General features: G+C 60.6%; 10 protein-coding genes and 2 pseudogenes. 9 read left to right on the top strand and 3 right to left on the bottom strand.

The features are described from left to right. Positions 1-39: 39 nt before the first annotated feature. Positions 40-510 (bottom strand): Cys-tRNA(Pro) deacylase, encoded by a 471-nt coding sequence (gene ybaK / locus JN403_RS10580; RefSeq protein WP_122536101.1) that lies wholly within the window; start codon positions 508-510, stop codon positions 40-42. Between the two features lie 298 nt (positions 511-808). Here ybaK and glpK point away from each other — a divergent pair, with 298 nt between their 5' ends. The 9 genes and pseudogenes from glpK (at position 809) to JN403_RS10535 (ending at position 11,944) form a co-directional block, all read left to right on the top strand. Continuing rightward, positions 809-2,314, top strand: coding sequence for a glycerol kinase GlpK (glpK, locus tag JN403_RS10575; RefSeq protein ID WP_205486930.1), 1,506 nt, complete (start codon positions 809-811; stop codon positions 2,312-2,314). Between the two features lie 95 nt (positions 2,315-2,409). Next, positions 2,410-3,165 carry a DeoR/GlpR family transcriptional regulator gene (locus JN403_RS10570; RefSeq protein ID WP_074888955.1) on the top strand — a complete coding sequence of 252 codons (756 nt, stop codon included), beginning with the start codon at positions 2,410-2,412 and terminating at the stop codon, positions 3,163-3,165. Between the two features lie 214 nt (positions 3,166-3,379). Beyond that, the gene (gene glpD / locus JN403_RS10565; RefSeq protein ID WP_205486929.1) at positions 3,380-4,951 is read left to right on the top strand and encodes a glycerol-3-phosphate dehydrogenase; all 1,572 of its coding nucleotides are present in this window, start codon (positions 3,380-3,382) and stop codon (positions 4,949-4,951) included. Positions 4,952-5,346: 395 nt separating this feature from the next. Next, positions 5,347-6,261, top strand: a complete 915-nt coding sequence (locus tag JN403_RS10560; RefSeq protein WP_205486928.1) for a glutamate/aspartate ABC transporter substrate-binding protein — start codon at positions 5,347-5,349, stop codon at positions 6,259-6,261. A gap of 117 nt (positions 6,262-6,378) precedes the next feature. Continuing rightward, positions 6,379-7,125: an amino acid ABC transporter permease gene (locus JN403_RS10555; protein WP_065992535.1), complete on the top strand. Its 747-nt coding sequence runs from the start codon at positions 6,379-6,381 to the stop codon at positions 7,123-7,125. After that, positions 7,125-7,781: an ABC transporter permease subunit gene (locus JN403_RS10550; protein WP_205486927.1), complete on the top strand. Its 657-nt coding sequence runs from the start codon at positions 7,125-7,127 to the stop codon at positions 7,779-7,781. Before JN403_RS10555 ends, JN403_RS10550 begins: the two co-directional genes overlap by 1 nt. 4 nt (positions 7,782-7,785) lie before the next feature. Next, a pseudogene (locus tag JN403_RS10545) lies at positions 7,786-8,519 on the top strand (amino acid ABC transporter ATP-binding protein). A 93-nt stretch (positions 8,520-8,612) separates the two neighbouring features. Next, positions 8,613-10,503 (top strand): annotated as a pseudogene (locus tag JN403_RS10540) (ATP-binding protein). A gap of 115 nt (positions 10,504-10,618) precedes the next feature. Beyond that, a complete protein-coding gene (locus tag JN403_RS10535) occupies positions 10,619-11,944 on the top strand; it encodes a sigma-54 dependent transcriptional regulator (RefSeq protein WP_122622343.1) in 1,326 nt (441 codons plus the stop codon). A gap of 304 nt (positions 11,945-12,248) precedes the next feature. On the opposite strand, the gene JN403_RS10530 is transcribed toward JN403_RS10535, so the two are convergent. Together JN403_RS10530 and JN403_RS10525 are read right to left on the bottom strand one after the other, a co-directional pair. Beyond that, positions 12,249-13,172: a PfkB family carbohydrate kinase gene (locus JN403_RS10530; RefSeq protein ID WP_205486926.1), complete on the bottom strand. Its 924-nt coding sequence runs from the start codon at positions 13,170-13,172 to the stop codon at positions 12,249-12,251. Further along, positions 13,162-14,631 carry a cytosine permease gene (locus tag JN403_RS10525; protein WP_205486925.1) on the bottom strand — a complete coding sequence of 490 codons (1,470 nt, stop codon included), beginning with the start codon at positions 14,629-14,631 and terminating at the stop codon, positions 13,162-13,164. Before JN403_RS10525 ends, JN403_RS10530 begins: the two co-directional genes overlap by 11 nt. Positions 14,632-14,764 lie beyond the last annotated feature (133 nt).

The following is a 14,764-nucleotide window of genomic DNA, read 5'->3' as shown; positions in this document are numbered from 1 at the left end:
CGCATGAAAGGGTCAGGCATTTCTGACAAGCCCTACGAATCATTCCCGGCCTATCCGGGCAAAGGTCGCACTGGTGTGTTGTGCAAGTACAGCGGCGGGCAGTTCGACTTCAAGCCCGCGCCGACCTGCGCTGACAAAAATCGTCGCGAACGGTTGAGCGGACTCATCGATGAAAGTGCGCAGCCTTTTCTTCTGCCCCAGCGGGCTGATTCCGCCCAATAGGTAGCCGGTGGCCCGTTGGGCAGCCGTCGGGTCAGCCATTTCAGCCTTCTTGGCGCCTGCGGCGTGGGCCAGGGCTTTCAGGTCCAGCGAGCCGACGACGGGGACGACAGCCACCAGCAGCTCGCCTTTTTCGGTGCTGGCCAGCAGCGTCTTGAACACCTGAGCGGGGGCCAGATCGAGCTTTTCTGCCGCTTCCAGGCCATAGGAAGCGGCTTTGGGGTCGTGCTCATAACTGTGGACGCGATGTTCGGCGCGAACCTTTTTCAGTAAATCCAATGCAGGGGTCATGCAGCACTCCAGACAGCCAGACACTTTCTTGTTTGCTGCCGATACTTTAGGCCATTGGTTATCGAAATGCCTGCGTTTGAGCAGGACTTATCCACTAATATCGGCGGCTCGGAACATTCATCGATAACGTTCGCTTTCGACCTTTGACAAGGTTCGTTTACGTCTATATTTTTTCGAATACGAATATCCAGCTTGCTTCCTTGGTGCCATCCCGGTATTCAGTGCGCAAAGGCAATTCGCGCAGGCATTCATACGGACGGCAGTTTCCGGACACTCGTTTTACTATCAGGCATTCACCATGACCGACAACGAAAACAAGAATTACATCATCGCTCTGGATCAAGGCACCACCAGTTCTCGCGCCATCATTTTTGACCGTGACGCCAACGTGGTGAGCAGCGCCCAGAGCGAGTTCGTTCAGCATTACCCCCAGCCTGGTTGGGTCGAGCACGATCCGATGGAGATTTTCGCGACCCAGACCGCGTGCATGACCAAAGTTCTGGCCCAGGCGAACCTGCACCACAATCAGATCGCCGCGATCGGTATCACCAATCAGCGCGAAACCACGGTCGTGTGGGAAAAGGACACCGGCCGGCCGATCTACAACGCCGTGGTCTGGCAATGCCGTCGCAGCACCGAGATCTGCCAGCAACTCAAGCGTGACGGTCTGGAAGACTACATTCGGGACACCACTGGTCTGGTCATCGACCCGTACTTTTCCGGCAGCAAACTGAAGTGGATTCTTGACCACGTTGAGGGGAGCCGCGAGCGCGCCCGTAGTGGCGAGTTGCTGTTCGGCACCGTCGACAGCTGGCTGATCTGGAAATTTACCGGCGGCAAGGTCCACGTTACCGACTACACCAACGCCTCGCGCACGATGATGTTCAACATCCATACCCTGGAGTGGGATCAGCGCATGCTCGACGTGCTCGACGTGCCCCGGGAGATGTTGCCGGAGGTCAAGTCGTCATCCGAAGTCTATGGCCACAGCAAAAGCGGCATTCCCATCGCCGGGATCGCCGGTGATCAGCAATCGGCGCTGTTCGGCCAGATGTGCGTCGAACCGGGTCAGGCGAAGAACACCTACGGCACTGGCTGCTTCCTGCTGATGAACACGGGCAAAAAAGCCGTGAAATCCAGCCACGGCATGCTCACCACCATAGGCTGCGGTCCGCGCGGTGAAGTGGCGTACGCGCTGGAGGGCGCGGTGTTCAATGGCGGCTCCACCGTGCAGTGGCTGCGCGACGAGCTGAAAATCGTCAACGATTCCATGGACACCGAATACTTCGCCACCAAAGTGAAGAACAGCAATGGCGTCTACCTGGTGCCTGCGTTCACCGGTCTGGGCGCGCCCTATTGGGACCCGTACGCACGGGGCGCCTTGTTCGGCCTGACCCGTGGCGTGAAGGTCGACCACATCATTCGTGCCGCACTGGAGTCCATCGCCTACCAGACCCGTGACGTGCTCGACGCCATGCAACAGGATGCCGGCGAGCCGCTCAAAGCCCTGCGCGTTGACGGCGGCGCAGTAGCGAACAACTTCCTTATGCAATTCCAGGCCGACATTCTCGGCACGCCGGTGGAGCGTCCGAAGATGCGCGAAACCACCGCATTGGGCGCAGCGTATCTGGCTGGCCTGGCGATCGGGTTCTGGAGCGGACTGGACGAGCTGAGGGGCAAAGCCGTCATCGAGCGCAAGTTCGAGCCGCAGTGCGATGACGCCGAGAAGGAAAAACTCTACGCCGGCTGGCGCAAGGCGGTGGACCGCACCCGCGACTGGGAACCCCACGAAGAGGTCGAATAGGCGCGATCCTGAACGAAGCGGCAGAGGCATTTTTTCCGGCTGACAGGTAATGGCTGCCTGCGGCATCATGGGCGCCCGTGCCCGAAGGATAAAAAATGAATCTGCCACCCCGTCAACAGCAGATCCTCGAGCTGGTCCGTGAGCGCGGCTACGTCAGCATCGAGGAAATGGCGCAGCTGTTCGTCGTGACCCCACAAACCATTCGCCGCGACATCAATCAGTTGGCGGAAATGAACCTCCTGCGTCGTTACCACGGCGGCGCGGCCTACGATTCCAGCATCGAAAACACGGCCTACGCCATGCGTGCCGATCAGATGCGCGATGAGAAGCAACGCATCGCCGAGGCCATTGCCGCGCAGATCCCGGACCACGCGTCGTTGTTCATCAACATCGGCACCACCACCGAATCCATCGCCCGCGCGCTGCTCAATCACAATCACCTGAAGATCATCACCAACAATCTTCACGTTGCGTCGATTCTCAGCGGCAAGGATGATTTCGAAGTGCTGCTGGCGGGCGGTAATGTGCGCCGGGATGGCGGCGTGGTCGGTCAGGCAAGCGTGGATTTCATCACGCAGTTCAAGGTCGATTTCGCCCTTGTGGGCATCAGCGGAATCGATGAGGACGGCAGTCTGCTGGATTTCGATTATCAGGAAGTGCGCGTTTCTCAGGCGATCATCGCCAACGCGCGTCAGGTCATTCTGGCAGCGGACTCCAGCAAGTTCGGCCGCAACGCGATGGTTCGACTGGGGCCGATCACGCTGATCGACTGCCTGGTGACGGACCAGACGCCCGTGCCTGCGTTGGCGCAACTGCTGACGCAGAACAAGATTCGGCTGGAAGTCGTATAACCCTCGATCCATGAACGAGCGCAGTGACCGCGCTCGCTTCATCCGGATGTTCGCTTTTGTTCCTTTCTCATCTCTCCCATCAGAATTTTCAATGAATACTGAGTGGCTGCGTTCGCGTTATTGCGCTACTATTTTCGGAAATGAACATAAATGTTCGAATTCGCCCTCCCTGTGGCGCAGAATTCGAACGCGATCGAACACTCAGGAGGCCCCGATGGCCCAGTCCACATTGCCGACCCCACCCCTTTCCGAGGTCTACGACGTTGCCGTGATCGGCGGCGGCATTAATGGTGTCGGCATTGCGGCAGACGCGTCGGGCCGGGGCCTTTCGGTCTTTCTCTGCGAGAAGGACGACCTCGCCAGCCACACCTCATCGGCCAGCAGCAAGCTCATACACGGTGGCCTGCGTTACCTGGAACACTATGAATTCCGTCTGGTTCGCGAAGCGCTGGCTGAACGTGAGGTGCTGCTGGAAAAAGCGCCGCACATCGTCAAGCCGATGCGTTTCGTGCTGCCCCACCGCCCGCACCTGCGCCCTGCGTGGATGATCCGCGCCGGGCTGTTTTTGTATGACCACCTTGGTAAACGCGAGAAGCTGGCAGCATCGAAGACCATTCGCTTCGGCGCCAACAGCCCGCTAAACAGCTCGATCACCAAGGGCTTTGAATACTCCGATTGCTGGGTTGACGATGCTCGTCTGGTGGTGCTAAACGCCATGGCCGCCCGTGAAAAAGGCGCTCACATTCATACGCAGACCCGCTGCCTGGGCGCACGTCGCAGCGGCGGTCTGTGGCATATGGATATGGAGCGTGCGGACGGCAGCCTGTTTTCCATCCGCGCCAAGGCGCTGGTCAACGCCGCTGGTCCATGGGTCGCCAAGTTCATTCGTGAAGACTTGAAGCTCGAATCGCAGTACGGCATTCGCCTGATTCAAGGCAGTCACTTGATCGTGCCGAAACTGTATGAAGGCGAAAATGCGTTCATTCTGCAGAACGAAGACCAGCGCATCGTGTTCGCCATTCCGTACCTGGAACGCTTCACCATCATCGGGACGACCGACCGCGAATATTCCGGTGATCCGGGGAAAGTGGCGATCACCGAAGGCGAGACTGATTACCTGCTGAAGATCGTCAACGACCACTTCAAGAAGCAACTCAGCCGTGCCGACATTCTGAGCACGTGGTCAGGCGTACGTCCGCTGTGCAACGACGAGTCGGATAACCCGTCGGCGATCACCCGTGACTACACCTTGTCGCTGTCGGGCAGCACCCAGGAGGCGCCGATTCTTTCGGTGTTCGGCGGCAAGCTGACCACCTACCGCAAACTGGCGGAATCGGCGATGCAGCAACTGGCGCCGTTCTTCCCGCAGATGAAGCCAAGCTGGACCGCAAAAGCCAGCCTGCCGGGCGGTGAAAGCATGACCACGCCAGCGTTGCTGGCGGCGCAACTGGAGCAGCGTTGCAGCTGGCTGCCAGCGGATATTGCCAAGCGCTGGTCGATTACTTATGGCTCACGCAGCTGGCGTATCGTCGAGGGCGTTCAAAGTCTCAGCGAAATGGGCGAACACTTGGGCGGCGGTCTGTACAGCCGCGAAGTGGACTACCTCTGCAGCGAGGAGTGGGCGACCAAGGCCGAAGACATTCTGTGGCGCCGGACCAAGCTTGGTTTGTTCACCACTGCCCAAGAGCACGAGAACGTTCAGCGGTACCTGGACAATGTCGCAAGCAGCAATGGGGCGATTGACCGGCTTGACTGGTCAGTATCGGCACCAAAGATCCACGCGTAATTTGCCAGACCAAATTCCCGGCTAAAGCCGTCCTACTGAAATGACGCGATTTTGTAGGGCCGGCTTCAGCCGGGAAAGCGTCCGAAGTCATACCGCAAAACCATTGGTTACCCACTCTGAAACCCCTGCGATACCATTCGGATTCCCGAACACCCTCCCCGGACAGTTCGGAATCCCGGACAGCCCGCCCCCCTTCACGCTCATCCCCCGCCAAAAATAATCAACAAATCCATACGCTTAGCTTCGGTCACATCTCTGGCATGACTCATGCTCTACACTCTTGCACGATTGCTTCGATGTAGCGTGTCGCCTGACTGGGCCGCCGTTGAAGCGCTCTGAAACGATAGGGCCGTCCAACACCGGTCCAATAAAAAAACAATGTCGAGGAAAACCAGATGCGCATCGTTCCCCACATCCTAGGCGCAGCCATTGCTGCCGCTTTGATCACCACCCCTGTTTTCGCCGCCGAACTGACCGGCACTCTGAAGAAAATCAAAGAGTCCGGCACCATTACCCTCGGTCACCGCGACTCCTCCATTCCTTTTTCTTACATCGCTGACGCTTCCGGCGTGCCAGTGGGCTACTCCGCTGACATCCAGCTGAAGATCGTCGAAGCGATCAAGAAAGACCTGGACATGCCTGATCTGAAGGTCAAGTACAACCTGGTCACTTCCCAGACCCGTATCCCGCTGGTGCAGAACGGCACCGTCGACGTTGAATGTGGCTCGACCACCAATAACGCCGAGCGCGCCCAGCAAGTCGACTTCTCCGTCGGCATCTTCGAAATCGGCACCCGTCTGCTGAGCAAGGCTGACTCGTCCTACAAAGACTTCGACGACCTCAAAGGCAAGAACGTCGTGACCACGGCGGGCACCACGTCCGAGCGCATCCTCAAGGCGATGAACGCCGACAAGCAGATGGGCATGAACGTGATTTCGGCCAAAGACCACGGCGAGTCGTTCCAGATGCTGGAATCGGGCCGCGCCGTTGCTTTCATGATGGACGACGCGCTGCTCGCCGGCGAAATGGCTAAGGCCAAGAAGCCGACCGACTGGGCCGTTACCGGCACTCCTCAGTCCTACGAAATCTACGGTTGCATGGTTCGCAAGGAAGACCCTGCGTTCAAGAAAGCCGTCGATGATGCCATCGTTGCGACCTACAAATCGGGCGAGATCAACAAGATCTACGAGAAGTGGTTCACCCAGCCGATTCCACCAAAAGGCCTGAACCTGATGTTCCCGATGAGCGAACAGCTCAAAGCACTGATCGCCAACCCGAACGACAAGCCGGCGCCGGACAAGAAGGCCTGAGTCCTTCGCTCCACCATCTTGAAACCGTGAAAAGCCTGACTTCCGGAGACGCCCTGCGTCTTCGGAAGCCGCTACCTGTCGCGTGCGTGCATAACGATCAACAAGGGGGAGACCCTGATGAATTACAACTGGGACTGGGGCGTGTTCTTCAAGTCCACGGGCGTCGGCAGCGAGACCTATCTGGACTGGTACATCACCGGGCTGGGCTGGACCATCGCCATTGCCGTCGCCGCCTGGATCATTGCGTTACTCCTGGGCTCGGTGCTCGGGGTGATGCGTACGGTGCCAAACCGCATCGTTTCTTCCATCGCCGCGATTTACGTGGAAATTTTCCGTAACGTGCCACTGCTGGTGCAGCTGTTCATCTGGTACTTCCTGGTGCCGGATCTGCTGCCTGAGAATCTGCAGGAGTGGTACAAGCAAGACCTCAATCCGACCACCTCGGCGTTCCTGAGCGTTGTCGTGTGCCTGGGCCTGTTCACCGCCGCACGTGTCTGCGAACAGGTGCGCACCGGTATTCAGGCGCTGCCGGTGGGGCAGGAATCCGCCGCCCGCGCCATGGGTTTCAAGCTGCCGCAGATTTACTGGAACGTGCTGCTGCCCCAGGCGTACCGGATCATCATTCCGCCGCTTACCTCCGAATTCCTCAACGTGTTCAAGAACTCGTCCGTGGCGTCGCTGATCGGCCTGATGGAGTTGCTCGCACAGACCAAACAGACCGCCGAGTTTTCCGCGAACCTGTTTGAAGCCTTCACCCTGGCGACACTGATCTACTTCACGCTGAACATGAGCCTGATGCTGCTCATGCGTCTGGTCGAGAAGAAAGTCGCAGTGCCGGGCCTGATCTCCGTGGGAGGTAAGTAATGGACTTCTCTGGAGTGATTCCCGCCATCCCGGGCATGTGGAACGGCATGCTCATGACCTTGCAATTGATGGCCATGGGCATTGTGGGCGGCATCATCATCGGCACGATTCTGGCGCTGATGCGGTTGTCGTCGAACAAGCTGGCGTCACGTGTTGCTGGCGCCTACGTCAACTACTTCCGGTCTATCCCGCTGCTGCTGGTCATCACCTGGTTCTACCTGGCGGTGCCGTTCGTGCTGCGCTGGATCACCGGCGAAGACACGCCGATCGGCGCGTTCACCTCCTGCGTCGTGGCGTTCATGATGTTCGAGGCGGCCTACTTCTGTGAAATCGTGCGGGCCGGCGTGCAGTCGATTTCCCGCGGTCAGATGGGTGCTGCTCAAGCGTTGGGCATGACCTACGGCCAGATGATGCGCCTGATCATCCTGCCCCAGGCGTTCCGCAAGATGACCCCGTTGCTGTTGCAGCAGAGCATCATCCTGTTTCAGGACACCTCGCTGGTCTACACGGTCGGTCTGGTCGACTTCCTCAACTCGGCACGCTCCAGCGGCGACATCATCGGCCGCTCCAACGAGTTTCTGATTGTCGCCGGTCTGGTGTACTTCACGATCAGCTTCGCCGCGTCGCGCCTGGTCAAGTTCATGCAAAAAGGTTAGCCGTATGATTTCCATCAAAAATATCAACAAGTGGTATGGGGACTTCCAGGTGCTGACCGATTGCAGCACGGAGGTCAAAAAAGGCGAAGTGATCGTGGTCTGCGGCCCGTCGGGCTCGGGCAAGTCCACGCTGATCAAATGCGTCAACGCGCTGGAGCCCTTTCAAAAGGCGACATCGTGGTCGATGGCACCTCGATCGCTGACCCGAAAACCAATCTGCCGAAACTGCGCTCCCGTGTCGGCATGGTGTTCCAGCATTTCGAGCTGTTTCCGCACCTGACCATCACTGAAAACCTGACCATCGCGCAGATCAAGGTGCTGGGCCGCAGCAAGGAAGAGGCCACGAAAAAAGGCCTGCAACTGCTCGAACGTGTCGGCTTGTCGGCCCATGCCCACAAGCACCCGGGGCAACTGTCAGGCGGCCAGCAACAGCGTGTGGCGATTGCCCGCGCGCTGGCGATGGACCCGGTGGTGATGCTGTTCGACGAACCAACCTCCGCGCTCGACCCTGAAATGGTCAACGAAGTGCTCGACGTGATGGTGCAACTGGCCCACGAAGGCATGACCATGATGTGCGTGACCCACGAAATGGGCTTCGCCCGCAAAGTGGCGGATCGGGTGATCTTCATGGACAAGGGCCAGATCGTCGAAGACTGCGAGAAGGAAGAGTTTTTCGGCGACGTCAACGCGCGCTCCGAGCGGGCTCAGCAATTCCTCAACAAAATCCTGCAGCACTAAAAGCATTAGCCCTTAGAGGGCGTAAAAACCACCGGCCGCTCGTTCATCCCTGATGCAACGGGCGGCTGGTCGGTCCAGGACGACTGTGATGAAATGCGACCCCCTCTCTACCGCGCCGCGCCGCCATCACTCGCCGTGAAACCCCGACTGATCCGCCATCTGTTCGTGCCGCCGCTGATCATTCTGCTGATGATCGCGCTGGGTTACGTCACCTATTTGTACAGCGAAAAAACTCCATCAAGGCGCTGAGTGAAAACGGTCAGCGTCAGCTGGAGCTGCACGCGCGCACCGTCGAGAGCGAGATCAACAAGTACAACTACCTGCCCAGCGTGCTGGAGCTGGAATCCAACGTTTCCGACCTGCTCAACAACCCGTCTGCGGAGTTGCGTTCCAAGGTCAACGATTACCTCGAAGGCCTGAACCGGCGCAGCCGCAGTCGGGCCATCTACGTGCTGGACACCACCGGCCGGGTGCTGGCGACCAGCAACTGGCGCGACGCCGACAGTTACCTCGGTGAGGACCTGTCCTTTCGCGCCTATTATCAGGACGCGATTCGTGGTCTGCCGGGGCGTTTTTACGGCATCGGCAGCACCACCGGCGAACCGGGTTATTACCTGGCCCACGGGCTGGAAGAGAAAGGCAAGATCATCGGCGTCGCGGTGATCAAGGTCCGGCTGGAAGCACTGGAAGAACGCTGGCAGCGCGCGCGCCTTGAGGCGTTTGTCAGCGACGAGAACGGCATCATTATTCTTTCCAGCGACCCGGCGCGACGCCTCAAATCAGTCCGTCCGCTGACCGCCGAGATCAAGGAGCGGCTGGCGCGCAGCCTGCAATATTACTGGTGGCCGCTCAACGAGCTGGTGCCGCTGGAACGTGAATCGATTGCCGACGGGGTCGAGAAGCTGACCTTTCCTGCCAATATCAGTGTCGACCATGAGCACACAGTGGTGAGTTATCTGGCGCAGACCCGCGAACTGGCTGACACGCCGTGGCACCTGACCCTGCTGACGCCGCTGGAAGACCTGCGCCGGGAAGCCGCCAATCAAGGAATGCTCGTCGCCGTCGCCTGCGCGCTGGTGGCGTTTCTGCTGATTGCCTGGAACGAGCGGCGCAAGGTGATTTCCACCCGCCTCGCCGCCCGTGAGGCGCTGGAGCAGGCGAACAACGAACTGGAACGGCGCATCACCGACCGCACCGCCGACCTGCGCGCCAGCAACGAACGCCTGAAGGGCCAGATTCGCGAACGCCGCCAGGCCGAAGAAACCCTGCGTCAGGCGCAGGATGAACTGATTCAGGCCGGCAAGCTCGCCGCCATTGGCCAGATGTCCACCAGCATCGCCCACGAGCTGAACCAGCCACTGGCTGCGCTGCGCACCTTGTCGGGCAACACCGTTCGGTTTCTCGAACGGGGTGCGCTGGACACGGCGAGTGCGAACCTGCGCACCATCAACGATCTGGTGGATCGCATGGGCCGCATCACTGCCAGCCTGCGCGCCTTCGCCCGACGTGGGGAAGACAAGGGCCAGGCGTCGCTGAGCAAAGCGGTCGACGCTGCGCTTCACTTGCTCGCGGCGCGCCTGGACAATGCGTCACTGGAGCTGCATCAGCAGATCGACGATGTCGAACTGGCGATTGACCAGACCCGGCTTGAGCAGATTCTGGTCAACCTGATCGGCAACGCGCTGGACGCCATGCAGGCGCAGCCGCTGCCGATTCTGTGGCTGGAAGGTGACGTGTTCGAGGGCCGCTATCGGTTGCGCGTGCGGGACAACGGCCACGGCATCGACGCCGAAGCGCGCAAGCATTTGTTCGAGCCCTTCTTTACCACCAAGCCCGGCGAACAGGGACTGGGGTTGGGCCTGACGCTGTCCGCCAGCCTCGCCGCGGCGGCAGGCGGCACGCTCAATGCCGAGGACCCGGCCGAGGGGGCACGATGTTCGTGCTGGTCTTGCCTCTGGTTGATCGCCGGACGGCGAGTGTATGAGAGATCGAAGCATTACCCGTCTCTGTGGGAGCGAGCTTGCTCGCGAAAGCACCGGGGCAGTGACCCTGTTCAAAGACCTGACACACCGCTTCGCGGGCACGCACTGGAATACACCATGAACACTGATCTGACGGTACTCATCGTCGAAGACGACCCGCATGTCCTGCTCGGCTGCCAACAGGCGCTGGCGCTGGAAGACATACACAGCCAGGGTGTGGGCAGTGCGGAAGAAGCGCTGGGGTTGGTCAGTGAAAACTTCGCCGGCATCGTCATCAGTGACATTCGCCTGCCGGGCATGGACGGGCTTGAGCTGCTCAAGCGCCTGAAAGAACGCGATCGAACCCTGCCCGTGGTGCTAATCACCGGTCACGGCGACGTGTCGATGGCGGTCGGCGCGATGCGCGATGGCGCCTACGATTTCATGGAAAAACCCTTCTCTCCCGAGCGTCTGGTCGAGGTTGCGCGCCGCGCGCTGGAGCAACGTGGGCTGGCCCGGGAAGTCTGGTCGCTGCGTCGGCAACTGGCCGAGCGCGACTCTCTGGAAGGCAAGATCATTGGCCGTTCCCAGGCGATGCAAACCCTGCGCGCGCTGATCGCCAACGTCGCGGACACCTCGGCCAACGTGCTGATCGAAGGCGAAACCGGCACTGGCAAAGAACTCGTCGCCCGCTGCCTGCATGACTTCAGCCGCCGCCATGACCATCAATTCGTCGCGCTGAACTGCGGCGGCCTGCCGGAAAGCCTGTTCGAGAGCGAAATCTTCGGTCACGAGGCGAACGCTTTCACCGGCGCGGGCAAGCGTCGCATTGGCAAGATCGAACACGCGCACAACGGCACGCTGTTTCTCGACGAAGTGGAAAGCATGCCGATCAACCTGCAGATCAAACTGCTGCGAGTATTGCAGGAGCGCACGCTGGAGCGACTGGGCTCGAACCAGAGCGTGGCGGTGGACTGCCGGGTGATCGCGGCGACCAAGTCGGAGCTCAATGCGCTGAGTAAAGCGGGCCAGTTTCGCAGCGACCTGTATTACCGGCTCAACGTGGTGACCCTCGAACTGCCGCCCTTGCGAGAGCGCCGCGAAGACATCCTGCAGTTGTTCGAACATTTTCTGCAGCAGTCGTCGCTGCGCTTTGACCGTGAAGCGCCACAGCTGGATGCGCAGACGCGCTCGGCGTTGCTGGCCCATGACTGGCCGGGCAATGTGCGTGAGCTGCGCAATGTCGCCGAGCGTTACGCGTTAGGCCTGCCGGCATTCAAAACGGCCGGTGCGGAAGTCGCCACCCAGCGCCTGGATTTCGCCGAAGCCGTGGAGGCGTTCGAGAAGAACCTGCTGGGCGAGGCGTTGCAGCGCAGCGGCGGGAATCTGAGTCAGGCCAGCCAGGAGCTGGGCATGGCCAAGACCACGTTGTTCGACAAGGTGAAGAAATACGGGTTGGGGTGACTGCGTGGGCTCACCCCCAACTGCTGTCATCTAACGTGCCGACAATTCCGATCTTCCCGCAGATGCACGAACCGTGGGAGCGAGCTTGCTCGCGAAGGGGCCGGTACATCCACCCCATATGCAGCGGTTGTAATGACCTCTTCGTGAGCAAGCTCACTCCCACAGGATCCGCGTACATCCTCTGAATCTTCAGCGGCTGAAATACCGCCTTCGTGAGCAAGGTGGAGCGCCACCCCGGTCACTCCCACATGATCGGTGCTGGCAACGCGATAACGCGGTGTCTGGACGACAGGAAATCTTAGAATCAGACACCGGCAACCCATGCATCCACCTCTGCCGCCGTCGGTGCAGTCGCCGGGCCCCAGCGGGTGACGGCGATGGCTGCGGCGGCATTGGCGCGCAATGCCGCTTGAGCAGCTGACAGCCCTGTTGCCAGTCCGGCCAGCAACACGCCTGCATGGGCATCGCCGGCGCCGTTGGTGTCGATGGCCGTGACCGGGAAGCCGCGCACGTGTCGGGTCTCGTGACCCTGACGAATCCAGCAGCCGTTCGGTCCATCACGCACCACCAATAACGCGTCGTCGCGCAGCCAGCGCGCCAGCCTGTCGAGGGCCCCATCGATCGTCTCGCACCTGGTGAAGCGCAGCGCCTCTTCCGCATTGCTCGTCCACAGGGTGATCAATGGCAACACCGCCTGCATGCCGGAGGCCTCCGGCGAATCGATCAGCGGCCCCGGATCGAATACCACGCCCGCCCCTGCCGGCAACCGCGCAAGCCAGTCCAGCAGCGTCGACACCTTGCCTTCGTGCAGCAAGCTGTAGCCGCTGACGAACACGTAATCCTCAGGCTGTACATTGACGCTACCCAGATCGTCAGCCGACAAACCGCCCTCGGCACCGACGTAGGAAATGAACGAGCGCTCGGCTGAGGGCTCTATGAGCGCCACCGACAGGCCGGTGTCCTGGCCCGTCGAAGCCGCAGTCGCGATGTCGATGCCCTCTGTCGCCATGGCCTGCCGCGCCAGATCGCCGAAACGCCCCGCGCCGTGGCGACCGAGATACACCGTTGGCAGACCGTTGCGGCGCGCGGCGGCCATCACGTTGAACCCTCCGCCGGTTTCAAAGGCGGCCGAACGGGCAAGCACATCGCCGCCGGAACGAGGCAAGGCGTCCAGCGCCATGACCAGATCGACCACGACCTGGCCGGTGTAGAGCAATCTAGCGGGCATGAACAACCTCTTCGGCAACAACGCGACGGTCACGGGCGCCGCCCAGCAACGCATACAGACCGCCCGCCACCACGAAGGTGACGATCCAGCCCAGGCCGTTATGGCCGAACCACGAGTCGGACAGCAAGCCCTTGAACAGCACATTCTCCGGGGTGGTTGCGACGGTGGTGAAACTGTAACCGAGCACGATGGCCAGGGCCCATGCACCCAGCGCACGCCACTCGATGCCCCCGCGATACCAATAGGCGCTGCGCGGCGAGACGTCCATCAAGTCAGCCGGTGAGTAGTAGTGGCGGTGCATCAGGTCGACGATGAAGATCCCCACCCACGCAGTGATCGGCACGGCGAGCATGGAAATGAACGTGATGAACGGGCCGTAAAAACTGTCGGCGATCAGCATGAAGTAAATCGAACCGGCGAAGATCGCCACGATGTCGACAATCACTGCGTGCACGCGCTTGATCCTCAGGCCCAGGGTCAGCGTAGTCAGGCCTGCCGAGTACACCGACAGATTGTTGGAAAGCAGCAATCCGCCGAACGCCGTGATCAGGTACGGCACGGCCATCCAGGTTGGCAGCAGCTCGCGAATCGCGATGATCGGATCGGTGGCCGACGCCAGGTGGTCATTGCCCACCGACAGCAGGCCGCCCAAGGTGATCAGCAACACCAGCGGGATGCCGGCGCCGAAAGCGGCCGACGCCACCAGCCGCGTGGCCTTGACGCTGCGATGCTGATAGCGCGACATGTCGGCGCCCGCGTTGGCCCAGCCGATGCCGGTGCCCGCCGCCATGGTGCCGATGCCGATGATCATCGCGCTCACCGGTGCAGGCGCGGCATTGAAGACGGCGGCCCAGTCGATGTGCGCGATCAGGAAGCCGCCGACGATGACGTTCAACGCGCCGAAGATGTACGTCGCCCATTTCTGGATGACCAGCAAGGTGGCGTGGCCCAGGCCAGAAACGGTCAGTGTCATCAGCACGAAAATGGCGATGAACACGAGGGTCAGGCCCGGCGCGCTCTTGGCCTCCACCGGCGTGGCGAAGAGGATCGAGCAAAGCGACAGCAGTACGAACGCGGCGGTCGTGGTGTTCACGGTTTCCCAGCCCAGACGCGACATCAGCGAGACGATAGTCGGACCAATATTCCCGCGCACCCCGAAAATCGCCCGGGACAGCGTAAGACTCGGCGCCCTGCCCCGTCGGCCGGCGATGGAGATAACCCCGACCACCGCAAACGAACCGGCCGCGCCGAGGATGGCGACGATGATCGCCTGCCCGATCGACAGCCCGCGAAAGGCCACGAGCGTCGCCCCCAACGGCAGACCGAGGATGCTGATGTTGGCCGCGAACCACACCCAGAAAAGCTGCAGCGGATGACCTTTGCATTCGTTTTCCGGAACCGGCTCGATGCCGCGTGTTTCAAGCTGACCTGCGCCTTGAGCGGCGTTGGATGACGTCATGTGAATGCTCCTGTGCCATTTGTTCTGGTTGTGGGCAGTGCGCAAAGCAAACGACATCCGTGTCAGCGTGGGCTTTTGCAGGCTGCAAAAACCCTTGCTCGCCGCTGCATAGAGCCGCGAGGTAGGTCTTGTT

Source organism: Pseudomonas sp. 15A4 (assembly GCF_016925575.1).
In the GTDB taxonomy this organism is placed as follows: domain Bacteria; phylum Pseudomonadota; class Gammaproteobacteria; order Pseudomonadales; family Pseudomonadaceae; genus Aquipseudomonas.
The sequence above is the reverse complement of the archived record's forward strand: the minus strand, read 5'-3'. Positions and strand labels throughout refer to the sequence as shown.

Coding starts and splice junctions, on each gene's coding strand:
- ybaK (WP_122536101.1), bottom strand. CDS start 510: ATGACCCCTGCATTGGATTTACTGAAAAAGGTTCGCGCCGAACATCGC.
- glpK (WP_205486930.1), top strand. CDS start 809: ATGACCGACAACGAAAACAAGAATTACATCATCGCTCTGGATCAAGGC.
- JN403_RS10570 (WP_074888955.1), top strand. CDS start 2,410: ATGAATCTGCCACCCCGTCAACAGCAGATCCTCGAGCTGGTCCGTGAG.
- glpD (WP_205486929.1), top strand. CDS start 3,380: ATGGCCCAGTCCACATTGCCGACCCCACCCCTTTCCGAGGTCTACGAC.
- JN403_RS10560 (WP_205486928.1), top strand. CDS start 5,347: ATGCGCATCGTTCCCCACATCCTAGGCGCAGCCATTGCTGCCGCTTTG.
- JN403_RS10555 (WP_065992535.1), top strand. CDS start 6,379: ATGAATTACAACTGGGACTGGGGCGTGTTCTTCAAGTCCACGGGCGTC.
- JN403_RS10550 (WP_205486927.1), top strand. CDS start 7,125: ATGGACTTCTCTGGAGTGATTCCCGCCATCCCGGGCATGTGGAACGGC.
- JN403_RS10535 (WP_122622343.1), top strand. CDS start 10,619: ATGAACACTGATCTGACGGTACTCATCGTCGAAGACGACCCGCATGTC.
- JN403_RS10530 (WP_205486926.1), bottom strand. CDS start 13,172: ATGCCCGCTAGATTGCTCTACACCGGCCAGGTCGTGGTCGATCTGGTC.
- JN403_RS10525 (WP_205486925.1), bottom strand. CDS start 14,631: ATGACGTCATCCAACGCCGCTCAAGGCGCAGGTCAGCTTGAAACACGC.